25 protein-coding genes and 1 pseudogene are annotated in these 24,119 nt (G+C 70.7%); 15 read left to right on the forward strand and 11 right to left on the reverse strand.

Features of this window, described 5'->3' with window-relative positions:
- Positions 1–3: 3 nt before the first annotated feature.
- Positions 4–255, reverse strand: a complete 252-nt coding sequence (locus AC1MEY_RS09895; protein WP_480230468.1) for a hypothetical protein — start codon at positions 253–255, stop codon at positions 4–6.
- A 315-nt stretch (positions 256–570) separates the two neighbouring features.
- On the opposite strand from AC1MEY_RS09895, the gene AC1MEY_RS09900 reads away from it, so the two are divergent.
- From AC1MEY_RS09900 to AC1MEY_RS09910, 3 genes are all read left to right on the forward strand, one after another.
- The gene (locus AC1MEY_RS09900; protein WP_480230469.1) at positions 571–1,839 is read left to right on the forward strand and encodes a DUF7159 family protein; all 1,269 of its coding nucleotides are present in this window, start codon (positions 571–573) and stop codon (positions 1,837–1,839) included.
- On the forward strand, positions 1,839–2,441 hold the full coding sequence (locus AC1MEY_RS09905) for a Pr6Pr family membrane protein (RefSeq protein WP_480230470.1): 603 nt from the start codon (positions 1,839–1,841) through the stop codon (positions 2,439–2,441). Before AC1MEY_RS09900 ends, AC1MEY_RS09905 begins: the two co-directional genes overlap by 1 nt.
- 91 nt (positions 2,442–2,532) lie before the next feature.
- Complete coding sequence (locus AC1MEY_RS09910; RefSeq protein ID WP_480230471.1) at positions 2,533–3,249, forward strand: L,D-transpeptidase; 717 nt, start codon at positions 2,533–2,535, stop codon at positions 3,247–3,249.
- Positions 3,250–3,252: 3 nt separating this feature from the next.
- On the opposite strand, the gene AC1MEY_RS09915 is transcribed toward AC1MEY_RS09910, so the two are convergent.
- Complete coding sequence (locus AC1MEY_RS09915; protein WP_480231400.1) at positions 3,253–3,996, reverse strand: MmyB family transcriptional regulator; 744 nt, start codon at positions 3,994–3,996, stop codon at positions 3,253–3,255.
- Positions 3,997–4,146: 150 nt separating this feature from the next.
- Between AC1MEY_RS09915 and AC1MEY_RS09920 the strand changes: the two genes are divergently transcribed.
- Positions 4,147–4,470, forward strand: coding sequence for a hypothetical protein (locus AC1MEY_RS09920; RefSeq protein WP_480230472.1), 324 nt, complete (start codon positions 4,147–4,149; stop codon positions 4,468–4,470).
- Here the strand turns inward: AC1MEY_RS09920 and AC1MEY_RS09925 are convergent.
- A complete protein-coding gene (locus AC1MEY_RS09925; RefSeq protein WP_480230473.1) occupies positions 4,448–5,716 on the reverse strand; it encodes a cytochrome P450 in 1,269 nt (422 codons plus the stop codon). The genes AC1MEY_RS09920 and AC1MEY_RS09925 overlap by 23 nt on opposite strands.
- Before the next feature lie 238 nt (positions 5,717–5,954).
- Here AC1MEY_RS09925 and AC1MEY_RS09930 point away from each other — a divergent pair, with 238 nt between their 5' ends.
- Positions 5,955–6,593, forward strand: coding sequence for a hypothetical protein (locus tag AC1MEY_RS09930; RefSeq protein WP_480230474.1), 639 nt, complete (start codon positions 5,955–5,957; stop codon positions 6,591–6,593).
- Positions 6,594–6,608: 15 nt separating this feature from the next.
- Here the strand turns inward: AC1MEY_RS09930 and AC1MEY_RS09935 are convergent, their stop codons facing one another.
- Together AC1MEY_RS09935 and AC1MEY_RS09940 are read right to left on the reverse strand one after the other, a co-directional pair.
- Positions 6,609–8,855 (reverse strand): molybdopterin-dependent oxidoreductase, encoded by a 2,247-nt coding sequence (locus AC1MEY_RS09935; protein WP_480230475.1) that lies wholly within the window; start codon positions 8,853–8,855, stop codon positions 6,609–6,611.
- Positions 8,852–9,427 (reverse strand): TetR/AcrR family transcriptional regulator, encoded by a 576-nt coding sequence (locus AC1MEY_RS09940; protein ID WP_480230476.1) that lies wholly within the window; start codon positions 9,425–9,427, stop codon positions 8,852–8,854. Before AC1MEY_RS09940 ends, AC1MEY_RS09935 begins: the two co-directional genes overlap by 4 nt.
- Before the next feature lie 226 nt (positions 9,428–9,653).
- Here AC1MEY_RS09940 and AC1MEY_RS09945 point away from each other — a divergent pair, with 226 nt between their 5' ends.
- Positions 9,654–9,899, forward strand: coding sequence for a hypothetical protein (locus AC1MEY_RS09945; protein WP_480227430.1), 246 nt, complete (start codon positions 9,654–9,656; stop codon positions 9,897–9,899).
- Between the two features lie 304 nt (positions 9,900–10,203).
- On the opposite strand, the gene AC1MEY_RS09950 is transcribed toward AC1MEY_RS09945, so the two are convergent.
- Together AC1MEY_RS09950 and AC1MEY_RS09955 are read right to left on the reverse strand one after the other, a co-directional pair.
- Positions 10,204–11,106: a glycosyltransferase family 2 protein gene (locus AC1MEY_RS09950; RefSeq protein ID WP_480230477.1), complete on the reverse strand. Its 903-nt coding sequence runs from the start codon at positions 11,104–11,106 to the stop codon at positions 10,204–10,206.
- A 41-nt stretch (positions 11,107–11,147) separates the two neighbouring features.
- A complete protein-coding gene (locus AC1MEY_RS09955; RefSeq protein WP_480230478.1) occupies positions 11,148–12,281 on the reverse strand; it encodes a nitronate monooxygenase in 1,134 nt (377 codons plus the stop codon).
- A gap of 166 nt (positions 12,282–12,447) precedes the next feature.
- On the opposite strand from AC1MEY_RS09955, the gene AC1MEY_RS09960 reads away from it, so the two are divergent.
- Positions 12,448–13,122, forward strand: a complete 675-nt coding sequence (locus tag AC1MEY_RS09960) for a fatty-acid--CoA ligase (RefSeq protein ID WP_480230479.1) — start codon at positions 12,448–12,450, stop codon at positions 13,120–13,122.
- Entirely contained in the window at positions 13,122–13,325 is a 204-nt protein-coding gene (locus AC1MEY_RS09965; protein WP_480230480.1) for a (2Fe-2S)-binding protein, read from the forward strand. The genes AC1MEY_RS09960 and AC1MEY_RS09965 overlap by 1 nt, the downstream gene beginning before the upstream one ends.
- On the opposite strand, the gene AC1MEY_RS09970 is transcribed toward AC1MEY_RS09965, so the two are convergent.
- Positions 13,264–14,046, reverse strand: coding sequence for an HAD-IB family hydrolase (locus tag AC1MEY_RS09970; protein WP_480230481.1), 783 nt, complete (start codon positions 14,044–14,046; stop codon positions 13,264–13,266). The two genes, AC1MEY_RS09965 and AC1MEY_RS09970, sit on opposite strands and share 62 nt — an antisense overlap.
- A gap of 230 nt (positions 14,047–14,276) precedes the next feature.
- Between AC1MEY_RS09970 and AC1MEY_RS09975 the strand changes: the two genes are divergently transcribed.
- Together AC1MEY_RS09975 and AC1MEY_RS09980 are read left to right on the forward strand one after the other, a co-directional pair.
- Positions 14,277–14,666: an STAS domain-containing protein gene (locus tag AC1MEY_RS09975; RefSeq protein ID WP_480230482.1), complete on the forward strand. Its 390-nt coding sequence runs from the start codon at positions 14,277–14,279 to the stop codon at positions 14,664–14,666.
- Between the two features lie 60 nt (positions 14,667–14,726).
- Entirely contained in the window at positions 14,727–15,179 is a 453-nt protein-coding gene (locus AC1MEY_RS09980; RefSeq protein WP_480230483.1) for an ATP-binding protein, read from the forward strand.
- Between the two features lie 3 nt (positions 15,180–15,182).
- On the opposite strand, the gene AC1MEY_RS09985 is transcribed toward AC1MEY_RS09980, so the two are convergent.
- Positions 15,183–16,253: an NAD(P)H-dependent amine dehydrogenase family protein gene (locus tag AC1MEY_RS09985; RefSeq protein ID WP_480230484.1), complete on the reverse strand. Its 1,071-nt coding sequence runs from the start codon at positions 16,251–16,253 to the stop codon at positions 15,183–15,185.
- A gap of 128 nt (positions 16,254–16,381) precedes the next feature.
- On the opposite strand from AC1MEY_RS09985, the gene AC1MEY_RS09990 reads away from it, so the two are divergent.
- Positions 16,382–17,125 carry a glucose 1-dehydrogenase gene (locus AC1MEY_RS09990; protein ID WP_480230485.1) on the forward strand — a complete coding sequence of 248 codons (744 nt, stop codon included), beginning with the start codon at positions 16,382–16,384 and terminating at the stop codon, positions 17,123–17,125.
- A gap of 5 nt (positions 17,126–17,130) precedes the next feature.
- Here the strand turns inward: AC1MEY_RS09990 and AC1MEY_RS09995 are convergent, their stop codons facing one another.
- The gene (locus tag AC1MEY_RS09995) at positions 17,131–17,976 is read right to left on the reverse strand and encodes an alpha/beta fold hydrolase (protein WP_480230486.1); all 846 of its coding nucleotides are present in this window, start codon (positions 17,974–17,976) and stop codon (positions 17,131–17,133) included.
- A gap of 59 nt (positions 17,977–18,035) precedes the next feature.
- On the opposite strand from AC1MEY_RS09995, the gene AC1MEY_RS10000 reads away from it, so the two are divergent.
- The 3 genes from AC1MEY_RS10000 to AC1MEY_RS10010 all read left to right on the forward strand — a co-directional run bounded on the left by AC1MEY_RS10000 (position 18,036) and on the right by AC1MEY_RS10010 (position 21,798).
- The gene (locus AC1MEY_RS10000; protein WP_480230487.1) at positions 18,036–18,671 is read left to right on the forward strand and encodes a TetR/AcrR family transcriptional regulator; all 636 of its coding nucleotides are present in this window, start codon (positions 18,036–18,038) and stop codon (positions 18,669–18,671) included.
- 17 nt (positions 18,672–18,688) lie between these two features.
- Entirely contained in the window at positions 18,689–21,511 is a 2,823-nt protein-coding gene (locus AC1MEY_RS10005; RefSeq protein WP_480230488.1) for a glycoside hydrolase family 2 protein, read from the forward strand.
- A gap of 92 nt (positions 21,512–21,603) precedes the next feature.
- Positions 21,604–21,798, forward strand: a complete 195-nt coding sequence (locus AC1MEY_RS10010; protein ID WP_480230489.1) for a hypothetical protein — start codon at positions 21,604–21,606, stop codon at positions 21,796–21,798.
- A gap of 275 nt (positions 21,799–22,073) precedes the next feature.
- Here the strand turns inward: AC1MEY_RS10010 and AC1MEY_RS10015 are convergent.
- Positions 22,074–22,733 (reverse strand): annotated as a pseudogene (locus AC1MEY_RS10015) (DedA family protein); the annotation flags it as partial.
- A gap of 101 nt (positions 22,734–22,834) precedes the next feature.
- Between AC1MEY_RS10015 and AC1MEY_RS10020 the strand changes: the two are divergent.
- Complete coding sequence (locus AC1MEY_RS10020; protein WP_480230490.1) at positions 22,835–24,118, forward strand: competence/damage-inducible protein A; 1,284 nt, start codon at positions 22,835–22,837, stop codon at positions 24,116–24,118.
- Position 24,119 lies beyond the last annotated feature (1 nt).

Consider the following 24,119-nt stretch of genomic DNA (forward strand, 5'->3'; position numbering starts at 1 on the left):
GGGTCACCACGGCGTGACGAGCGGGCAGGACACCTCGCACCGGTCGTGCATCGCGTGGAACCAGGCGTCCTGCTCGGCCGCCGCCCGCAGGAAGCGCCGGCCGCCGGACCAGCCGCACGAGCACGAGGCCGCGGCGCGTGCCATGCCCGTCACGTGCACCGACACGACGCCCGGCGCGAGCTGGTCGGCAGCCGCGGTCGTCGCGCGCCGTCCGGTGGCGTCGCCGCCGAGGTCGAGAACCGTCGAGATCGTCACGAGACCCTCCTTCGCCCGACCCCGACCGGACCGGTCGACGTGATCGTCATCACATCATCACCCTCGTCGACGTCCGACGCGGTCAACGACAGGTCACACTTCGGTCAACGTGGCTTGGGGCGTGGATCGGACACTCCCGGAGCGACCGTGGCCCCGTCGTTCGGTAATGTCGGCCCGAAAGGTTGGCCAACCCCGACGAGGCGCATCCCCCGCGCGCCTCAGCGGCGCCGGGTCCACGGATCCACGAGGCGCTGCCAGGTGCGGTCACCGCGCGGGTTCGAAGGGATTCATGTGGACGCGGTTCTCGGGTTGTCGATGACGCCCACGTCCGTCGGCCTCGTCCTGGTCGAGGGCGCCGACGCCGACGGTGCAACGATGGACGGCAGCGCGTTCGACGTCCGCGACGACGCCTTCACCTCGGCGCAGCAGGCCGCCGAGGCCGTGCGACGGACCGAGGAGTTGGCCGCCACCCGCGGGTTGCGACTGCACTCCATCGGGGTGACGTGGAGCGAGGACGCCGACGCCGAGGCGTCGCTGCTGATGAAGTCGCTGTCCGAGTCCGGTTTCGACAACGTCGTCCCCATCCGCATGCCGGCGGCCACCGAGGCGCTGGCGCGCGGAATGGCCGCGGTGATCGGCCACGACACCACCGCCGTCTGCGTCATCGAGCCGGACACAGTGATCACCCTGATCGTGCACACCCGCAACGGCGCCGTGCAGACCGCGTTCAACCACGCCATCGACTCCGACGAGAGCCTGATCGGCTGGCTCAGCACGGTCTTCGCCCGGGCCGACTGGCAGCCCGAGGCGCTGGTGCTGGTGGGTTCGGCAGGCGGCTTCGAAACCATCGTCGGCCCCCTCGAGGATGCGCTCGGCGTGCCGGTGTTCGCTCCCGAGGAGGCACAGCTGGCGCTCGCCAGGGGCGCCGCGCTCGCATCCGCCCAGGGCCTCGACGGCCCGCTCGACCTCGGCGCACCGCCGGCGGCGGGGGAGTTCGCGGCCTTCGCCGCGCGGCCCACCGCCGCACCGGCCAGGCGCCGCGACCGCGCGTCGACGGGCGTCGCGACCGTGCTCGTCGCCGGGGTCCTCGTCTTCGTGGTGTCCGTGTCGGTCGCGCTGAGCCTGCAGCTCACCCCTCGCGACGATGCGGCGTCGGCCCGGCCCGCGTCCGCCGCCGACGACGTCCCCCGGGCGCCTGCGGTCGCGCGGGCGAATCCCGCCGTCCTCGCACCGCCGGTGGCGGTCTCTCCGTCGCCCGCTGCGCTGCCGCCGGTCGCCGAGGCGCCGCCGGTCGACGTCGCACCGCTGCCCGAGGCGCCACCCGCCGACGTCGCACCGCTGCCCGAGGCGCCCCCCGCCGACGTGGCACCGCTGCCGGAGTCGGCGTACGTGCCGGAGGCACCGGTCGTCGAGCAGGTTCCGGTGGCCGATGCGCCGGCCTACGTGCCGCCCGTCGCGCCGGTGGCACCCGCGTACGTGCCGCCCGCCGCCGGGACGCTCCCGCCCGCCTACGTCCCACCGGTCGAGACCAAGAAGCCGGGCATCTTCGGCCGTATCCGCGACAAGCTCCGGATCGGCAATTAGTGCCCGACCGCGGCGTCGGTGACGCGCTGCGCGTTCCGCTCCGTCTGGCGATCGTGCTCGCGGTGGTCCTGGCCGTGGTGCTCGTCGAACTGACCTCCAGGTCGGGCGTCCTGTGGCGGTTGATCACCTTCACCTACCAGGCCAACATCTTCGCGGCCGCCTACTACGCGTGGACGCTGGCGTCGCCGAGGGCCGACGCCCGTACCGGGCTGCGCGGCGCCGTCGTCCTCTACGTCGCGGTCGCCGGACTGGTGTGGAACCTGTTCCTGACCGAGCGCAGCATGGGCTACACCCCGGCGAACTTCCTGCTGCACGTCGTGGTCCCGGTGCTCGCGGTCGTCGACTGGCTCGTCGTCGGCCGCGGCGCGGGCGCGGTGCGCTGGTGGCAGCCGATCGCCTGGCTCGCCTACCCGGCCGTCTACGGCGCGGTGGCGCTGATCGTGCTCAACGGCCTCGGCAGACGGGCGCCGTACTACTTCCTCGACCCGTCCAGCGTCGGCGGTCTGACGGTGCTGGCGAACGCGGCGTTGCTGATCGGTGGGTTCCTGGCGCTCGGCTACCTGCTGCTGGCGCTGGCGCGCGGACGCTCGGCTAACACTTAGCGCCTCGGCGCCGATCTACCATGGAGACGACCCTCGACTCTAAGGACTGACCTTGCGCAACTCCGTGCGACGCGTACTCGCAGCAACCGGTATGGCCGTGCTGCTCGTGACGACGTCGAGTGCCCTCGGCAGTGCGGGGACGGCGACCGTGCCGACGTCCACGCCGGTGTCGAAGGTGTCACCCGCTCCCGGTGACGTCGTCGGCGTCGCCCATCCGCTGACGGTCACCTACGCCGGGCCGGTGGCCGACCGCGCCGCGGCCGAGCAGAGCGTCCGCGTCACCTCCGCGGACGCCCCGGCCGGCGAGTTCGCCTGGCTCGGCGACGACGTCCTGCAGTGGACGCCGACGTCGTACTGGCCCGCGCACTCCACCATCGCGCTGTCCGTAGGGGGCGCCAAGACCAGCTTCCGGACCGGTGCCGCGGTCCTCGGCGTCGCCGACGTGAACGCCCACACCTTCACGGTCAGCGTCGACGGCGTGACCCAGCGCGAGATGCCGGCGTCCATGGGCAAGTCGAAGTTCCCCACCCCGATCGGCTCCTTCACTGCCCTGGGCAAGGAGAACGTCGTCGTCATGGACTCCCGGACCATCGGCATCCCCCTCAGTGACCCCGAGGGCTACAAGCTCACGGTGTACGACGCCGTACGCGTCACCTGGGGCGGCGTCTACGTGCACGGCGCACCGTGGTCGACCGGCGCGCAGGGCAATTCGAACGTCAGCCACGGGTGCATCAACCTCAGCGCCGACAACGCGGCCTGGTACTACGACATGGTCAGCGTCGGCGATCCGATCATCGTCCAGGCGTAGCGGTCAGGCCGTCGAACGCAGCGCCTGCGCCGTCGCCTCGTCGGCGGGCAGGAACGCCTCGATGCTCAACTCCGCGGCGGTCAGGTCGAGCGCCGTCCCGAACGTCGTGACCGTGCTGAGGAACGTCAGCACGGCGCCGTCGGGGCCGGCGATCTCCAGGGGCACCACCACGCCACCGAGGTCCTGAACCTCCTCGGACCCGCCGGGGTAGGCCTCGATCTCGGCCAGCAGGCCGGCCAGGTCCGGCGCGCCGCCCGCACCCACCTCGCGGCGCAGACGCGCGATCACGTGGTGCCGCCACTGGGCCAGGTTGCGGATCCTGGGTGCCAGACCGTCCGGATGCAGCGACAGCCGCAGCGCGTTCGGCGCCTGCAGCAGATGGTCCGCCACGCCGGACATCAGCACCGTCGCACCGGTGTTCGCCGCGACGATCCGCCATCCCCGGTCCACCGCCAGGCACGGGTACGGCTCGTAGGCCGCCAGCACCCGCCGGATGCCGTCGCGCACGGCCGTCATGTCCGGATCGTCCAGCGTCCGTTCGACGTACGCGGGTGCGAGCCCCGCGGCGAGCAGGAGCTGATTGCGTTCGCGCAGCGGCACGTCGAGCGCCTCGGCGAGCCGGAGCACCATGGCCCGGCTGGGCACCGACCGCCCCGTCTCGATGAAGCTGACGTGCCGTGCGGAGACGTCGGCCTCGAGCGCGAGGTCGAGCTGACTGATGCGGCGACGCCGACGCCACTGCCGCATCAGCGGGCCGAACTGGGCGGGGGAGGCCACGGTCACGACGCCAGTGTGGCGCACTCGATTACCGCACTCCACTACCTCGCGGGTAATTGTGCCGGCTACCTCTGCGCGCGACGCTGATGGTGCCGGAGCCGCGCCACCCGAGGAGAGACGATGACGACCCTGCCGAACGTCCCGCCGATTCCCCGCTGGCTGCGCTTCGTGCTGACCTCGGACCGCGCGGGCTCGTCGTGGTACGTCGGGCTGGGCTTCTTCTTCGCCCCGGCGCTCGCGGTGGTGTCACCGTGGCCGGTGCTCACCGCCGCGCTGTGGGTGGCGATCGCGCTGGCCGGCCTGTGGCTCGGACTCCTCGGTCTGGCCATGGCCACGGGCCTCGCCCTGGTGCTGAGGTCGAATCAGGAGATTCCCGAGGACTATTGGCGGTCCATCCTCGACTACCCGTCCGCGCCGAAGGTCAGTGCGTCGCCGCCTTCGTGACGCCGCCGGTGTAGTCGACCTGCCAGTGCTTGATGCCGTTGAGCCAACCCGACCGCAACCGTTCCGGTGCGGCCAGCGAGGTGATGTCGGGCATGGCATCCGCGATCGCGTTGAACATCAGGTCGATGGTCATGCGAGCCAGGTTGGTGCCGATGCAGTAGTGCGCGCCGGTGCCGCCGAAACCCACGTGCGGGTTGGGGTCGCGCGTGATGTCGAACGAGAACGGGTCGTCGAAGACCTCCTCGTCGAAGTTCGCGGAGCGGTACATCATCACCACGCGCTGGCCCTTCGCGATCGAGACGCCCGCGAGTTCGGTGTCCTCGAGCGCGGTGCGCTGGAACGACGTCACCGGCGTCGCCCACCGGACGATCTCGTCGGCGGTGGTCGCCGGCCGCTCCCGCTTGAACAGCTCCCACTGGTCGGGGAAGTCGGTGAAGGCCATCATCCCCTGGGTGATGGAGTTGCGGGTGGTCTCGTTGCCTGCGACGGCCAGCAGGATCACGAAGAAGCCGAGCTCGTCGTCGCTGAGCCTGTGCCCCTCGACGTCGGCCTGGACGAGCTTGGTGACGAGGTCCTCGCCGGGACTGTCGGCGCGTTCGGCGGCCAGCTGCATGCCGTAGGTGATCAGTTCCACCGACGCGCTGATCGCGTCGTTGTTCGCGAACTCGGGGTCCATGTCGCCGACCATCTGGTTGGACCAGTGGAAGAGCTTCATCCGGTCCTCCTGCGGCACGCCCATCAGGCCGGCGATGGCCTGCAGGGGCAACTCGCAGGACACCTGCTCGACGAAGTCGCCCGTGCCCTCGGCGAGGGCCTTGTCCGCGATCTCGTGGGCCCGTTCGGCGAGGTCGGCACGCAACCGCTCGATCGCACGCGGAGTGAATGCCCGGGAGACGATCTTGCGCAGGTGGGTGTGGTGCGGGGCGTCCATGTTGAGCAGCACGAACTTGCCCGTCTCGATCTGGGAGTCGACCGTGCCGTCCTTGTAGCGGGGCAGCGCGGTCTTCTGCAGGCTCGAAAAGACGTCGCTGCGCCGCGACACCTCCTTGACGTCGCGGTGCTTGGTCACCACCCAGTAGCCGCCGTCGCCGAACCCACCCACGCCGTCCGGTTGGGCGTTCCACCAGATGGGTGCGACCTTGCGCATCTCGGCCAGTTCCTCGACGGGCAACCGGTGCGCATAGATGTCCGGGTCGGTGAAGTCGAAACCGGGGGGCAGGTCGGGGCTGGTCGCGCTGTCCGGCATGCGAACGCTCCTCACACGAGGTGGTCTAGTGGCCTATGGCATTGCTACACCACAGTTCGCAGGCGTCGCGGCAGGTTGACGAAAGTCCCGAGTGACACGTGTTCTCGTCGGACCCGGTGGCGGCTCCGAGACCCATCCGGGGGGACCGGTGTAACGAATCTCGTCCGAAGGTGGAAGACACATAGCGAGCACCGGTAACATTCGACCCTGCCGTAACACCTCCCGAGAGGCCACCGTGATGGTTGACGACACACGAAGGTTTCTGACCACCGCACTCTGCGGTGCGTCCGGTCTGATCGCCGCGATCTGCCTCGCGGCACCCGCGTCGGCCGAGCCCGCCGTCCCGGCCCCGCCGCCCGCGCCCGTCGTGGGGCCCGCGGTGCCGGCGCCCGGCCCGGCCGCCGCGCCCGTGCAGGCCGCCGCCGCACCGATTCCCGGACCTGCCGCTCCGGCGCCCGCCGACCCGCTCGTCCCGCCGGCTCCCGGCGCACCGGCACCCGGCGCCGGTGACGCCGCCGCCCTGGCCGGGCCCGCTCCCGCCGAGGGCAAGCCGCACCTCGCCAGTCCCGATGCGCTGCCGCCGGGATCCACCATGGATCCCGCGACGCAGGACCGCGAAGGGCCCAACACGAGCTACCTCAGGGATCTGTGGCAGGCCGTCCAGAGCAACGAGATCAGTGGCAAGGAAGCGCTCATCATGGGCCTCGCGCAGCGCGGCATGAACACGCCGTACCCGACGCAGGCCGCGGGTCCGAACGTCCCGCTCACCCCCGCCAACTCGCCGCAGCTCGCCGCTCCGCCGGCACCGGGAGTTCCCGTACCGCCACCGGCACCCGTGGCGCCCGTTCCGCCGCCGGCGCCGCTGCCCACTCCGTAGCGGACCGCCCGCCGGTCAGACCGCGGGCAGCGCCTCGACGCGCGCCGGGACGTGCTTGTGCCACGGCGTGCCGGCGTAGGAGTCGCGCCACCCGGTCGACGTCAGCGCGTTCGGCGCGACCCCCGGCGTGTGCGACCGCCCCTCGGCGTCGACGTGGTCCACGCCGTACCCGTTGGGTAGCGAGACGTGCCCGGCCAGCATCACGTCACTGATCTCGACGGTCGCCTCGGCGGATCCCGCCGCGGTGGTGATCCGCGCGCGGCCGCCGTCGACCAGACCGAGCGCCGCGGCGTCCGCCACGCTGATCCGCAGGGCGCCGTCGACGTCGCGCTTGCGCCACGACGGGTCGCGCAGGATGTCGTTGGCCGTGTACGCGCGTCGCTCGCCCGCGGACAGCACGATCGGGAACTCCTCGCTCGTCAGTGGCGGGGTGTCGTCGCGCAGCGCGCGGACGTCGGCCAGCATCTCGGGCATCGCCACCCGAATCCGCTTGTCCTCGTGGGTGATCAGGTCGACGTCGTCGCCGTACTCGTGCTCGGAGAAGGTCACGCCCGAGCGGCCGGCGAGGATCGCCTCGAAGAGTGCGTTGCCGTCGGAGTGCCCGGCCCGCCGCACGGCCTCGGGGTAGGTCATCGCCGCCTTCTGCGCCAGACCCCACAGCGCGGCCGCTCCCGCCAACCCGTCGGGGAGTGCGGGGCCCAGCGTGTCGTACAGCACGAACGGCAGGACCCGGCCGAGCGCGGGGTTGGCGCTCACCGCGACGAGGAACGCCTCCGCGTACGCGTCGAGTCCCCGCGTCGCCGCGAGCCGCAGCGGGCGCAGGTCCTCCTCGTCGACGACGTCGAGCGCGCGCACCAACCGCGCCCAGATCTCCGGTTCCGGCAGCGTCCCCTGCAGCGGCTCGAACAGTGCGTGCCGCAGGTGAAAGGTGTTGTGCGGGAACTCGAGGTTGAAGAACGTCGCCTCGGGCTTCTCGAACTGGCTGGCCGCGGGAAGCACGTAGTGGGCCAGCCGCGCGGTCTCGGTCATCGCGACGTCGATGACGACCAGCAGTTCCAGGGCGGCGAGAGCCTCGCCCACGGCGGCCGAGTCGGCCACCGAGTGGGCGGGGTTGCTGCTCTCGACGATCATGCCGCGAATCCGGTCCGGGTGGTCGGTGAGGATCTCCTGGGGTACGACGTTGCTCGGCACCAGGCCCGCGATGATGGGCGCCCCGGTCACCGGTGTGCGTCCCACGCCGCTCGTGCTGAAGAGCGGCGCGAACATCGAGTGCAGGTGTTGCGTACCGGATCTCGCGAAGTTCCCGGTGAGGATCCACAGCAGCTTGTTGAGGTAGGAGCACAGCGTGCTGTTCGGCGCCTGCTGGATGCCGAGATCCTCGAACACCGATACGCTCTCGGCCGCGCCGATCCTGCGCGCCGCGGCCCGGATCAGTTCCGCGTCCACGCCGCATCGCTCGGCGAACTCGTCGATCGGCACGTCGCGCAGCACCTCGCGGACGTCGTCGACGCCGGTGACGTGCTCGGCGAGGAACGCCTCGTCGCAGAGGTTCTCGGTCACCAGCACCGCGGCCAGCGCCGCCAGACACCAGGCGTCGGTGCCGGGGCGGACGCGGAGGTGGAAGTCGGCGAGCGCGGCGGTGTCGGTCAGGACGGGGTCGATGACGATCATCGAGCGTCCGGGGTCCTTGGCGATCTCGTTGAGGACCACGCGGGCGCGTGGGAAGCTCTGCGACATCCACGGGTTCTTGCCCACGAACACCGACACCTCGGCGTGCTCGAACTCGCCGCGCGTGTGACCGCCGTACATGTGCCGGTCGACGAGGTGCTCACCGGTCTTCTCCTGCGCCAACGCATTCGAGCGGTAACGTGACCCGATCGCCTTGAGGAACGCACCGCTGTAGGCGCCGCCGAGATGGTTGCCCTGACCGCCGCCGCCGTAGTAGAAGACCTTGTCGCCACCGTGCGCGTCGCGGATGCGCGCGAAACCGGCAGCGATCTCCTCGATCGCGGTGTCCCAGTCGATCTCCTCGTAGCTGCCGTCGGGCCGACGGCGCAGCGGGGACGTCAGCCGGTTGCGGTCGTTCTGGTAGTGGTCGAGCCGCAGCGCCTTGTTGCACGTGTACCCCTGCGACGCGGGATGGGCCTTGTCGCCGCGGATCTTGGCGATGGTGCGATCGTGGGTCTGCACCACGATTCCGCAGTTGCACTCGCAGAGGATGCACGCGGTGGGTTGCCACTCGGCGGCGAGGTTAGTGGTCATGGCGTGCTCCCGTGGTCGTCGAGCTGGGTGGCTGCGGCGACGATCGCGCGCAGTTGACGGTGGACGAGGTCGAGCGGCGTGACGTCCCGCGCCGTCCGCGCGACGACGAGTGCGCCCTCGATGGACGCCATGGCCAGCATCGCGATCTCCTCGGCCTGCGCGGCCGGTACGCCGTCGGATTCGAGTCGCTCGCGGATCAGGTCGGTCCAGCGGGCGAACGCCGCGGCCGCCCGGTCGAGCACCGGCTGGTTGTCCGCTTCGACCGCGACGGCCACCACCGGGCAGCCGGCGCGGTAGTCGGTCGCGAGCAGCTGGCTGCGGAAGCCACCGAACACGACGTCGACGGCCTCGACGCTGTCGGCGGCCGTCGCCATCCTCGATGCCGTGAAGTCGGCCGCGTAATCGACTGCCTCACAGAGCAATTGCGTGCGACCACCGGGGAAGTAGTGGTAGGCCGAACCGCGCGGCGCGCCACTGTGCTCGAGGACGTCGGAGATCGCCGTCGCGTGCGCACCGCGTTCGCGGATCAGGAGCGCAGTGGAGATGACCATTCGTTCGCGTGGGCTGACCACCCGGTCCCTCCTTCTCGAGGCGTTATGTAGAGCATCATACATAGCGCCTGCCGAGACGGAAGCCCTCTTCGCCGGCCGAGGTCCCCCGATCGGTGGACCCCGGATTCCTCCGGTCCATCCACCGGTCGCCGGACAGACCACGGCCGCCCGCCGCGACATAGTTGAGTCATCGCCGGAACACACCGGCTCCGAACGCCAAACAGACTCTCCGACAGAAGGAATCGACATGACCACCATCCTGCGCCTGGCCGCACTGCCCATCGCCTCGGCCGCCATCCTCGGCGGGGTCGCCCTCGGACTGGCCGGCGCCGCCAACGCCACCGCCGGCCCCGGCGGCCAGGAGCCCACCGGCCCCGGCTACTCCTACGCCCCGCAGGTGCACGCCCACCCCGCACCGACCGCCACCCCCGGCTGGCACGGCAACCACGGGCCCGCCCACATCGCCCACCTCACCGGCGCCGACCTGGCCTGATATCCCCCCGAACCCGAAGTCCCCTCCCCTGAACCATCCCCGGGGGGAGGGGGCTTCGTCATGTCGACGTCGAGATAGCACCCTCGGCCACGGCCACTCGCACTTCCACCGCCTGAGCGCTATCTCGACGGGCAAGCCGGCGAATCCACGACCCTGATGCCCGCATTCCGATAGCAGCCAGAACGTCCACCCCCGAGACTGCGCAGAGGGTCGTGAATCCGCGCGGAGAGCAGCCCTGGACGCAGTCTCAACGCGGCTCTCAGCGGGGCAAGGAGGCGAACGGGGCGAGACGATAAGGCCCCCGTCACCCGGCGGCGAGGACCGCCAGGGATCGCTCGACGTCGCGGGGGAGCCGTCGCCGTCCGCGCCACACGCTGGGCAGCAGCCGCAGCGCCTCGGCCAGCGCCTTGCCGTGCTCCTCGTCGCGTGCGGCGGCGCGGGCCAGTCGACCGGCCGCACGTACGCACTCGCCCGGCGGTCGCCGGAGCCAGGTGGTCAGGACGTCGTTGCGGAGGCTGCGGGCCCGCTGCGCCGCGTCGGGCGGACGGACCGACGACGGCTGGTGGTAGGCCACCAGGTCGGGGGAGAAGCACAGGTCCCATCCGGCCGCGGCGAGGTCGAGCGCGAGCAGCCCCTCCTCGCCACGAAAGTGCAGGATGCGGCTGAACCCGCCGACGGCCTCGAACGCGTCCTTGCGGACGATCGACGAACACGCGAGGAAGCCGAGGATCGACGGCCCGGGCAGTGCGGGATCGTGGCCGAGCGCGCTGCCGGCCAGCAGGTCGGACAGCTCGTCGACCCGGCCGCTGGGCAGCACCACCGTGCGCGCCGCAAGCAACGCCACCGTCGGGTGCCGGGCGAAGATCTCCTCGGCGCGGGCGGTGGCGTCGGGCGCCCACCACGAATCGTCGTCGCAGAACGCGACGTAGGGGGTGTCCGCCGCAGCCACCCCGACGTTGCGTCCCACGGCGCCGAGGTTCTCGGCCAGCGGGATCACCACGAGGCGGTCCGGTGACCGTGCCGCGAGGACGCTCAGGGCGGCCACCGAGTCGTCCCGAGACCCGTTGTCCACGACGATGATCGGGCACGAGGACTCCCGGAGCAGCCGTCCGACGACGGCGACCAGCTCCGGTGACCGGTCGCGGCTGGCGATGACGAAGGACGTCAGGCACCCGCTGCGGTTCGCTCCGGAACCCTTCGACGACACGCGTCGGCGGCTACCCACCGATGCGTCGGCCAAACAGGGGGCTAGACCGACGCCGCCTCGTTCAGCGCATTGAGCGTGCCGGTGGCCTCGAGGTACTCCTGCACCCACCGCTCGATCACGACGGAGGTCTTCTCGACCTTCTCGAACTGACCCACGACCTGACCGACCGGGTTGAACGCCACGTCCACGCTCTCGTTGGGGTATTTGTTGGTGGCGGACACCGCGATCCCCGACACCATGAACTGCAGCGGCATGCCCAGCGGCTTCGGGTTGTCCGGGCTCTCCCACGCCTCGGTCCAGTCGTTGCGCAGCATGCGCGCGGGCTTGCCGGTGAACGAGCGGCTGCGCACGGTGTCGCGGCTGCCGGCCTTGACGTAGGCGGCCTGCTGCACCGGCGTGTTCTCGGCCTCCTCGACCATCAGCCACTGCGACCCGGTCCAGGCGCCCTGCGCGCCGAGCGCGAGTGCCGCCGCGATCTGCTGGCCGCTGCCGATGCCACCCGCGGCGAGCACGGGAACGGGCGCGACCTCCTTGACCACCTGCGGCCACAGCACGATCGAGCCGACCTCACCGCTGTGCCCGCCGGCCTCGCCGCCCTGGGCGATGATGATGTCGACTCCGGCGTCGGCGTGCTTGCGCGCCTGCGACGGCGACCCGCACAGCGCGGCGACCTTGCGGCCCTCCGCGTGGATGTGTTCGATCATGTCCCGCGGCGGGGTGCCGAGCGCGTTGGCGATCAGCGTCATCTTCGGGTGCTTGAGCGCCACCTCGACCTGCGGGGTGGCGGTGGCCTCGGTCCAGCCCAGCAGCTGCAGCGTGCTCTCGTTGTCCTCCGCGGTCAGCGGGACGCCGTGGTCGGTGAGGATCTTCTTGGCGAAGTCGAGGTGCTCCTGCGGCACCATGTCGACGAGCATCTTCGTGAGCTCGTCGGCCGACAGGTTCGAGTCCATGCCCTCGTACTTGTTGGGGATGACGATGTCGACGCCGTAGGTGTGGTCGCCGATGTGCTCGTCGATCCAGTTCAGCTCGATCTCCAGCTGTTCGGGCGTGAAGCCCACCGCGCCGAGCACGCCGAATCCGCCCGCCTTGCTGACGGCGACCACCACGTCACGGCAGTGTGTGAAGGCGAAGATCGGAAATTCGATGCCGAGTTGATCGCAGAGGGGAGTATGCATGCCAGCTCCTTGAGGGGCGTGAGCGGAGAAGAACGAACTGGAACGTGTTCTAGTTTACTACCCGCAGGGGTCCCCGTCGGCCGATGGGGCCACCCAATTCCGCGGGATTCGCCGTCGACAGCGGCCGAGAATCCCATTACCGTCATCGAGAATCGCGTTGACACACGTGATCGTGTCGCCGAAGGGGCAGCAGATCGTGACGCACTGGCTCAACCATTCGCTCGTCCTCGCCTCCGACTACCGCATCCCGGAACCCGAGAAGGTCCTGCCGCTGCTCGAACGGCGCCAGGACGCCCTCGCCGACATGGGCGCGCACCACGTCCTCGTCTACACCTCGACGACGGACCCGGGCCGCGTGATGGTGATGATCGCGATCCACACCCGCGAGACGGTCATCGAACTCCTGCGGTCGCGGGTGTTCTTCGACTGGTTCGACGCGGTGGGCGTCGACGACATCCCCGCGGTGTTCGCGGGCGAACTGATGGAACGCCTCGACCTCGTCGGCGAGACCGACCCCACCGCACCCGAGGTCCTGGTCGCCGTCGTCACCCCCGTGGAGGACGTCACCAACCTGATCCTGCACGTCCACGACACGCTGCCCGACCTACGCGCCTCGGGCATCCGCAAGATGTCGATCTTCAGCGCCTTCGACGATCCGCGCGAGGTCATGATGCTGTTCCAGATCGACGAGGAGGGCCACGCCCGGCACTGGCTGCGCGACTCGGACCTGTCGTCGGAGTGGCTCGGCCGCGCCGGCATCGGCGCCTATCCGCCGGTCTTCGTGGGCAGGTTGCGCCAGATGCTGCGGATCGGGGAGCCCGACCCGACGGGCACCGTCTGATGTACGTGTGCCTGTGCGTCGGCGTGACGAGTCAGGCGGTGATCACCGCCGTCCTCGCCGGCGCGCGCACGACGAACCAGGTGGCGACGGCGTGCGGCGCCGGTTCCGAGTGCGGACGGTGCCGGCGCACGGTGCGCGCGATCATCGACGGGCAGTCCGGCGCGGCAACCTCGTCGACCACCCAGGCCGATTCGGGTCGGTGAGCAGCAGCACCGGCCAGCCCTCGCGCCTGGCCTCGGCGGCGAGGCGTGCGCGCGGATTCACCGGCCGCGGCATGCCGACGGCCCGCATCAGCGGGATGTCCTCGTCACCGTCGGCGTAGAAGTAGCTGCGCTCCAGCGCGACGCCGTGCGACGCACTGAACCGGCCGACCGCCGCGGCCTTGCCCGCACCCCACACGATGGGTTCGACGATCCCGCCGGTGAGGGTGCCGCCGTCGTCCACCTCGAAGTGGTTGCAGATCACGGTGTCGACGCCCAGGAACCGGGCGACCGGCTCGGCGTGGATGGTCAGCGCCGACGAACTCAGCGCGACGGTGTGACCGCGTTCCTGGTGGGCCGCGACGATGCGCCGCATGGTCTCGAACACCCGCGTCTCGATGTGGCGGCGGAACAGGTACTCGCCCAGACCGTCGAGATCGGCGAGCGAATCGCCGCGCAGGTAGCCCGCGGCCTTGACGATGAGCCGCTCGAACTCCATCCGGCCCAGCCGGTAGCGCACCGACGCCTCCACCACGCCGAGCACCTCGCCCACCCGGGCCTGGCGGCGACGGATGCGATGGCCGGCGTGGGCGGTTGCGGTGAAGCCGGACACCAGCGTGCCGTCGAGATCGAAGAAGGCGCCGATCCCGGCGTCGCGCGGGCTGGCGGCGATCGCCGCCAGTTGGTCGTCCGAGGTGGCGGGGGTCGCCGCCGCCGCGCTCACGGGGTGCTCGTCGGGCGGCGCGCCGCCGGGGTGTGTGTCACCCCACCCATTTGAGCATCGTTGCCCGCCGAACGCCGCCGCAGACGGCAGCCGATAACCACGACGTCACGTCCATCCGCTAGGTTCGACCAGAGCAGTTTCGTTCTTGCCGGGTTCAGTCTGCAGCCTCGCGAGTATGGAAGTACCGCCGATTCGCAGCCAGCGATGCGGCCGAACAGGGAAGATGGGCCTTGGACGAAAATCGCGAAGCATCAGCCGCCAACGCGGCCTCCTCGTCATCGGCGTGTGAGGTCAGCGAGCGGCAGATCGGGGAGGTCGCCGTGGTGGCGCCGTCCGGGGTGGTCGACATGCTGACCGCGCCACAGCTCGAAGAGGCCATCCGCACCGCGATGGGCAAGAAGCCCAGCGGCCTGGTCGTGGACCTCACCGCGGTCGAGTTCCTCGCCTCGGCGGGCATGGGCGTCATCGTCGCCGCGCACGAGGAGAAGGACGACGCGACGACGTTCTTCCTCGTCGCCGAGGGACCCGCGACGAGCCGTCCGCTGAAGCTGGTCGGCATCGCCGACATCGTGCCGCTGTACGCCACCCTCGACGAGGCACTCGCCGCGCTCAACGCCTGAGACCAACTCGAGACGCCCGAGCGCTTATCGGGGGGATCGACCGGGTAACCATCACCTGCGATGATCGATTCAATGCCTACCACCGACGTTGCCGATGCCGAACGCTTCGAGCGCATCGGAGTGGTCGCCGACGCCGCCACCGCCGGGCGGATCCGCGACGAGTTCGCGGAGTGGCTCCGGCTGTTCTTCCGCCTGGACGCCACCCGGTCCAGCGACCTCGTCCTCGCCATCAACGAAGCCCTGGCCAACTGCGCCGAGTTCGCCTACGTGGGCGCCGAGCACATCGGCACGATGGACGTGCGCGCCGCCCATGACCCGTCGCGTTCGACCATCTCGGTGGTCGTGGCCGACCGCGGCCACTGGCGCAGCCCGGACTCGCCCAGCCAGCTCAGCCGCGGCCGGGGGATCCCGCTGATGGAGGCGCTGGCGGACAGCGCCACGATCGACGCCTCCGACTCGGGCACCCACGTTCGGCTGGAGTGGTCCAACGTGGACCGCCGCGACGCCTCCTGACGTCTAGCGCACCAGGCCCCGCCCCGTCACCAACGGCATGTCGAGCGTGGTGCGGATGCCGGGCGCCGCGGCCACCACGTCCGGGATCGCGTTGACGATGCGGCCCGCCGCCGCCAGGATCGCGGCGTAGTTGTGGTCCCCGTTGCGGCTCGTCGGGCAGACGTCCATGACGTACGACGGCTCGCCGGTGATCTCGACGCGGTAGGACCCGCCCTCCTGCGCGGGCTGTGCCCAGTCGGGCCGCAGATCGCCCCGCAGCCGGGTGACGTGCTCCACGACGATCACCGGTTCGCCGGCGACGAGACCCTCGATCTGGAACCGCAGGGCGGCCACCGTGCCCTTCGCGATCCGGCCGACCGCGACGTCGATGTCCTCGGGAGCGGGTTCCTGCTCCACCGAATCCCTGATCTCGTCGAGTTCGACACCCAGGCCCGCGGCCAACTGCCGGATGGCCGTGCCCCATGCGATGCTGAGCACGCCCGGCTGGAACAGGATCGGGAAGTCGCCGATCTGGTTGCCGAAGCCCATGACGTCGAACATGACGGTCGCGCCGTCGTAGGTGGCGTAGTCGGCGATCTCCATCGTGCGGATCTGGCTGATGCTCTGGCAGGTGCCCGCGAGCGCGAAGGGGAGCAGGTCGGTCGCGAAGCCGGGGTCGACACCGGTGATGAATACCGTCGAATCACCCTCGCGCGCAGCGTCTTCCACGCGTCCGATGTACTTGTCCGGGACCACGCCCCACGGGTACTGCAGCACGCCGGGCGCCGAGCCGACCACGTCGATGCCCGCGGACAGGAGACGCCGGATGTCGGACATCGCCTCGGGGAGCCGGGTGTCGCCCATCGCGCAGTAGACGACGCAGTCCGGCGCCGCGGCGATGATCGCGTCGAGGTCGCCGGTCGCGGCGACACCGGTGGTGACGTCGAGCCCGGCGAGTTCACCTGCGTCCCTGCCGACCTTGGCGGCACTGGACACCCAGACGCCGATCAGGTCGAAGCGCTGGTCCTCCACGAGTTGCCGCAGCGCGAGGCCGCCGCAGTTCCCGGTGCCGACGAGTGCGACGCGGATCGCCATCCTCGTTCCTCCTCCCGGCCGAGGTTCCCGGCCGCCGTTCCCGACGAATGCCCACGCAGTATGCGTGCTGGACACGCGAATTGGAACAGGTTCTAGTTGGTTTTCGGCACGAGGTAGCCTGTCGCGTCATGGGACGCGTGGACGGCAAAGTTGCACTGATCAGCGGCGGCGCGAGGGGCATGGGAGCCGCGCACGCGCGGGCGCTGGTCGCCGAGGGCGGCAAGGTGGTGATCGGCGACATCCTCGACGACGAGGGCAAGGCACTCGCCGACGAACTCGGTGAGAGCGCGCGGTTCGTCCACCTCGACGTCACCGACGCCGAGCAGTGGGACGCCGCCGTCGCGACCGCCGTCGACGAGTTCGGTTCGCTGAACGTCCTGGTCAACAACGCCGCCATCGTCGCCCTGGGCCAGATCGGCAAGTTCGACATGACGAAGTGGCAGCAGGTGCTCGACGTCAACCTCACCGGCACCTTCCTCGGGATGCAGGCGGCGGTGGGCGCGATGAAGACGGCCGGCGGCGGCTCGATCATCAACGTGTCGTCGATCGAGGGTCTGCGCGGCGCGCCGATGGTGCACCCCTACGTCGCCACGAAGTGGGCGGTCCGCGGCCTGTCGAAGTCGGCCGCGATCGAGTTGGGCAAGTTCAACATTCGGGTCAACTCGCTGCACCCGGGCTTCATCCGGACCCCGATGACCAAGCACTTCCCCGACGACATGGTGACCGCCCCGCTCGGCCGGCCCGGCCAGTCCGAGGAGGTGGCGACGTTCGTCGTGTTCCTCGCCAGCAACGAGTCGTCGTTCTCGACCGGCGCCGAGTTCATCGTCGACGGCGGTCTCGTCACCGACGTCCCGCACAAGGACCTGTTCTAGTCCCGTCACGCCCCGCGGGCCGCGCCCACCCGCGTGATCGCGTCGGCCACCTCGTCCGGCGCGTCGAGTGCGACGAACGTCCGCGCCCCGGGCACCTCGACGAGCGTGACGTCGGGGAACAGCCCCGCCAGGCGTCTGCCGAGCGCGGGCGTGAAACAGCGGTCCGCCTGACCCCACACCAGCGTGACGGGCTTGCCGAACCGTGGCAGCCGTGTCGCGACGTCGGTGAGATCCGTTGCGGCGACCCCGCGCAGCAGCGTGGCCAGGTTGCGTGCGATGCGCGGGTCGTCGACGCACGGCCGCACCCAGGACGCCGTGAGTTCGTCGTCGCGGCGCAGCAGCAGGCCGTATCCCAGCGGCGAGTTGCGCAGGGCGGGCACGCGCATCAGCCCGGCCAGCACCTTGATGCTGCGGGGACCCCGCATCGTGGCGAACACCGCGTTGAACGGGAAGGGCGGGAACTTCTCGAAGGCGTCGCAGTTGGTGAAGACGACGCGACCCACGCGGTCGGGGTGGGCGTCGATCAGCAACTGACAGAGCCCGCCGCCGGTGTCGTTGCCCACCAGCGTGACGTCCGCCAGGTCGAGGCCGACGAGGAATGCGTGCACCAGCTCGGCGACCGTGGACGGACTGGTCAGCACCTCGTCGTCGACCGGCAGCACGTGCGAGCCCAGCGGCAGGTCCGGCAGGTAGCAGCGAAAGCCGTTGCGCGCCAGACGCTCCGCGACCCCTAGCCAGAGCCGGTGGTCCACCAGGATGCCGTGCACGAACACCACGGGCGGGTGCGGTGAATCGTCGGGCCCCAGGACCGAATAGGGGATCGTCGCTCCCGGCAACCTGATCTCGGCCATCTCCGCTACCCTTCCCTGACACTTGCGAACACTCGGTATGAAAGTTACGTGCAGACTGTATGAAAGTCAACGACGAGGCGGGCGGCGCCACCCGACGCACCCAGGCCGAACGCACGGCCGCCACCCGGGCGCGCCTGCTCGAGGCCGGCCGGGCGCTGTTCGCCGACGAGGGGTACGCCGCGGTGTCCACCCAGGCGATCGTCGACGCGGCCGGCGTGACCCGGGGTGCGCTCTACCACCAATTCGGTGACAAGGCAGGACTTTTCGCCGAGGTCTACGAGGACGTCGAACGCGGACTGGTCACCGCGATCACCGCCCGCATCGCCGCGGCGGCACCGGCCGACCAGCTCGCCGCGATGCGCATCGGCGCACGCCTGTTCCTGGAGGAGTGCTCCTCGCCGAGGGTCCAGCGCATCGTGCTCATCGACGCGCCGGCCGTCCTCGGCTGGGCACGGTGGCGCGAGGTGGGCGCCGAATACGGCCTCGGGATCATCGAGGCGATGCTCACCCAGGCGATGTCCGACGGCGCCATCCCGGAGCAGCCGCTGCGTCCCACCGCGCACGTCCTGCTCGGCGCGCTCGACGAGGCGGCGCTCTTCGTGGCGCGGGCCGCCGACCCGGACGAGGCGCTGACGCAGATGTTCGTCGTCTGCGATCGCCTGATCAGCGGTATCTCGGGTAGCCCGCGCCCCTGACCCGCGGCACGGGCAGAATGGGCCCGACGACGCACCTCGCGATCGACTCGGGAGAACAGGGGAACCGCGCCATCGCGACCGAGATGCGCCGGACGGCCGTCCTTGGGCTCGTCATCTCGCTGGTGCTGCTGCTGGTCGTCGCCGGTGACCTACCCCGCTTCGCCCAGCCCGAGCCGCCGGCCACCGAAACCGAACTCGCCGACGGCTGGCAGCTGGCCTCGTCCCGCGACGTCGGCGACGACGGCGCCACCGTCTCGCGCGCCGACTACCAGCCCACCGGATGGCACCAGGTGCGCACCATGCCGGCCACGGTGCTGCAGGCGCTCGAGGACGACGGCACCTACCCGAACCTGTACTACGGCAAGAACCTGCTCGAGGACGTCCCGCAGGACCTGTGGCGGCAGGACTGGTGGTACCGGACGACGTTCGACGCGCCCGCGGGGCACACCAGCTACCAACTCCGCTTCCCGGGCATCAACTACCGCGCGCAGGTCTGGCTGAACGGACACCTCGTCGCCGGCGACGACGAGATCGTCGGCATGTACGTGGACCACGAGGTGGACGTCTCCCGCTGGATCGAACCGGGTCGCTCCAACACCCTGGCGGTCAGGGTCACCCCCGAACGCGCCCTGCAGGACGTCGACGGCGTCGAGCTCGCCGACAGCTGGTTCGACTGGATCAACTGGAACTACCTCGGATACCAGGGGCCGAACAAGAACCCGGCCAACGGCAACTCGTTCGTCGCCGACCGCAACGCGGGAATCTTCAAGCCCGTCTCCCTGCGGTCGTCGGGCACGGTGACCATCGGCGACGCGACCGTCACCACCGACCTGCCGCTACCCGCCACCGACAGCGCACGTCTCACCGTCTACGCGAACCTGTCGAACACGTCGTCCGACCGTGCGCGCGGCGTGCTGCGAGCCACCATCGGGCGCCCCGGCAGCCCGACGATCACCGTGGAGCGTCCGGTCAGCATCGGACCCCGCGAGACCGTGGAGGCCACGTTCGGTCCGGACGACTTCGCCGCGCTGACGCTGTCGGAGCCCACGCTGTGGTGGCCGTACACGATGGGGGAGCCCGCGCTGTACGACCTGCGCCTCGAGTTCGTCCAGTTCGGTCGCGCGGTCGACACCACGACGCAGCGCTTCGGCGTGCGGGAGGTCGCACAGTTCCGCGACGACGACGAGAAGTTCCCCGAACTCGGTCTCGGCGGCAGCTTCTACCTCCAGGTCAACGGCCGCGACTTCCTGGTCCGCGGCGCGACCTACACGCCCGACCTGCTCTACGACCACGACCCCGCACGCGAGGACGCCATCCTCGGCTACACCCGCGACCTCGGGCTGAACATGCTGCGCCTGGAGTCGAAGATTCCCACCGAACGCTTCGTGGAGCGCGCCGACGAACTCGGCATCCCGCTGATGGTCGGCTGGATGTGTTGCAACCAGTGGGAGAAGTGGCCCCAGTGGGACGCCGAGGACAACCGGGTCGCGCGGGAGAGTCAGCGGTCACAGGTGTCGATGCTGCGATCGCACGCCTCGGCGTTCGTGTGGGCCAACGCCAGCGACGGGCGGCCACCCGCACCGGTCGCCGACGCCTACCACGCCGTGTTGCGAGACCTGCACTGGCAGAACGCCGTCGTGGACAGCGTGTCCTCCTACACCGTCGACGCCGACGGCCGGCGACTGTGGGACGGCATCCAGATGGCGGGGCCCTACACGTGGCGGCCGCCGACGTACTGGTTCAGCGGCGAGTACCGGGCCGCCCGCGGCGCGTCGGCCGAACAGGGCGACAACGAGCACATCCCACCGTTCGCGAGCCTCGAGCGCTTCATCCCGCCGGACAAGCTGTGGCCCGTCAACGACTACTGGTACTTCCACGCCGGGTCCAACCCGGACAACGCCGGCCTGCGCAGCATCCAGCGGGCGGTCAACCGGCGCTACGGCCCGTCCGGCAGCGCTCAGGAGTTCGCCGCCAAGGCCCAACTGGCGCACTACGAGTCGACGCGGGCACAGTTCGAGTCGTTTGCCGCGCTCGGATGGGCCGGGCACAAGATGACGCTCTACTGGATGCTGAACAACCACTGGCCGTCGTTCTTCGGCAACCTGTTCGACTACTACCTGCGGCCCGGCGGCGCCTACTTCGGCGCGAAGAAGGGGCTGCGGCCGTTGACGGTGACCTTCGACTCGTACGCCACCGGAAACCACGAATCCGCCCTGGTCACCGCCGTGAACCAGACCCCGACCGACCAGTCGGACCTCCGGGTCCGGGTGCGGGTGTACGACACGCAGGGACGCGTCCGCGACGACCGGACCAGCGGGCCGCTGGCGGTGCCCGCGGGCGGCGCGGTGCCTGCGCTGCGGCTGCCCCGGGTGGCCACCGACGCGCGGGTGTTCTTCGTCCGGGCCGAGCTGCTGGGCCGCGACGGCCGCGTCGTCACCGAGAACGTCTACTGGCAGTCCCGGCAGAACGACGACGTGGGCGACCCCAACCGAGACTTCGCCTTCCAGCTCAACCAGTCGAACTGGGCGGACATGACCGCCCTGAACGCGCTGCCGCCCGCCCCGCTGACCATCTCGGCGCGACGGGAGGCCGGCGACGTCACCGTGCGCCTGACCAACCCGACGGCGCGGATCGCGTTCTTCGCGCGGGTCGAGGTGACCCCCACCCGGGACGGCGACGAGGTCCTGCCGATCACCTACGACGACAACTACGTGACCGTGTTCCCCGGGGAGACCGTCGAGGTGCGCGCGTCGGTCCCGGACCCGGCGGCCACCGCCGACTGGGTTCGGGTGACGCCCTACAACGCGCCCGCCGTCGAGGTCCCCGTCGAATCGCGCTGACCGTCCGCGGGACGTTACCGGCCGCCGCCGGCGGGGTATGCGCGTCGCCGGGGCGGAACCGCCCCCGGAGACGGCAGAGGGGAGATCGACCGATGTCCAGCATGGAACCACCGAACGAGGCGAACCCGGCCGACGTCGCCGAGCAGGCACGTGACACCGCCGAGCGGCCGGACGTCGGCATCGACGGCGTCGGCGAGGTGAGCCTGGAGTCCGATCCCGCGGACTACGTCGAACAGCAGCAGCCGGTGGTGGGCGACGAGGACGACGACGACCGTCGCCGCTACTGAGCCGAGTCGGGCGTCCGTCCCACCTGCTCGGACTCCCACTTCGACTCCAGCGCACGGGTCACCGGCGCGTCGGCGGCGTACTCGAGGTCGAACGTCTCGCCGTCGTCGTCCTCGAAGGTGAAGAGCACCGCGGGGCTGCCGTCGCGGCTGGTGTCGTCCCTGTGCACGACCTTGAAGGGGCGCGGTCCGTCGCCGCGGTCGACGTCGACGAGGTCACCCGCGGCGACGTCGGCGGCACGGTCTTCGCTGGATGTGGAGGCCATGGGACCACGGTAGCCGCCGCCCGCGGGGCCCCGTCGTCGTAGCACCGCCGTGCGCCCCACGGACACGGCGACCGGCAGGACCGACAGCGCGGCGACGAGCAGCACGATCAGCTCCAGGTGTGCACTCACCACCGGCAGGGTGCCCAGGTGATAGCCGACCCGGGTCAGGCCGAACGCCCACGCGGCGGCGCCGATGACGTCGACGACCAGGAACACCCGGTACGGCATGCCCGATGCACCGGCGACGACCGGCACGAACGTCCGCACCACGCCCACGAAGTGACCGATCAGGATCGTCGTGCGGCCGTGCCGTTCGAAGAACGCGTGCGACGCCGTCAGGTAGCGCTTCTTCAGGAATCGCGCGTCGTCCCTGCTGAACAGTGCCGGGCCGAGACGCCTGCCGACGACGTAGCCGAGCTGCCCGCCGGCCACCGCCGCGAGCATCGCACCGAATCCCAACGTCCAGACGCCGACCGGTGCGTTCGCTTGCGCGGCAAGCAGACCGGTGGTGACGAGCAGGGTGTCACCGGGAAGGAAGGGAAAGAACAGCCCCGTCTCCACGAACACGATGACGATCACGCCCGGCAGCAGCGCCGCGGCGAACGGTCCGCCCTCGCCCAGCCAGTACAGCGGGTCGAACACCGCGGGCATGGCCAGGACGGCGGTCGTCACGGCCGCCGAACCTAGCGGGCACGTGTGACGAAACGCTGAACGGAGTGCGTCGACGCCCGCCGCGCCACGTGACGGGTGAGGTGGTCGTAGTGTCATCTCCCGTGAGCGCTCGCGCGGGAATCGTCGTCACCGGTACCGAGGTCCTGACCGGACGGGTCCGGGATCTCAACGGCCCCTGGCTTGCGGACCAGCTGCTCGAACTCGGGATCGAACTCGCCCACATCACCATCTGCGGCGACCGGCCGGCCGACATCCTCGCCCAGCTGCGCTTCCTGGCGGCCGAGGGCGTCGACCTGATCATCACCAGCGGCGGCCTCGGCCCCACCGCCGACGACGTCACCGTCGCCACGGTCGCCGAGTTCTGCGGACGCGACCTGGTGCTGGATGCCGCCCTCGAGGAACAGATCGCCGACATCTTGCGCCGGATGATCCGCGGCCGCCAGGGCAGCGGATCGGTCGACTTCGACGCCGTCCTCGCCGCGAACCGCAAGCAGGCCATGGTGCCGGTGGGTGCGGAGATCCTCGATCCCGTCGGCACCGCGCCCGGCGTCGTGGTGCCCGGCTCACCCACCGTGGTGGTGCTGCCCGGGCCGCCGCGCGAGTTGCAGCCGATGTGGCCGCGCGCCGCCGCCACGGCCGCCGTCGAGCAGGCCACCGCCGGCCGCACGGTGTACCGCCAGCAGACGGTCCGGACGTTCGGACTGCCCGAGTCGGGTCTGGCCGAGACGCTGCGCATCGGCGAGCAGAGCATCGCCGGGTTCGATCGCATGGAGATCACGACGTGTCTGCGGCGCGGCGAACTCGAGATCGTCACGCGGTACGAGCCGGCCGACGAGCAGGTGTACTCGGACCTCGTCGACCTGCTGCGCGAGCACCACGGGCGCGAGATGTTCTCGACCGACGGCGCATTGATCGACGATCAGGTGGCGGCACTGCTGGCCGGCCGCACGATCGCGACGGCCGAATCGTGCACGGCGGGAATGGTCGCCGCCCGCCTGACCGACCGCCCCGGGTCGTCGGCGTACGTCGCCGGCGGTGTGGTGTCGTACTCCAACGAGGCGAAGGCCGAACTGCTCGGGGTGGATCCCGCGTTGATCGCGCTGCACGGCGCGGTGTCCGAACCCGTCGCGGAGGCGATGGCCGCGGGCGCCCTGCGCCGCTTCGGCGCCGACACGGCCGTCTCCACCACCGGCATCGCGGGTCCCGGCGGCGGCAGTGACGAAAAACCGGTCGGCACTGTCTGTTTCAGCGTGATGCTCGGCGACGGCACCACGACCACCCGGACGCTGCTGCTGCCCGGCAACCGCTCCGACGTCAGGGAGCGGTCGACCACCGTGGCGATGCACCTGTTGGCCCGCACCCTCACCGGCGGGGACGGAGCCTGAC

The organism is Mycobacterium sp. PTI7, from assembly GCF_056679845.1.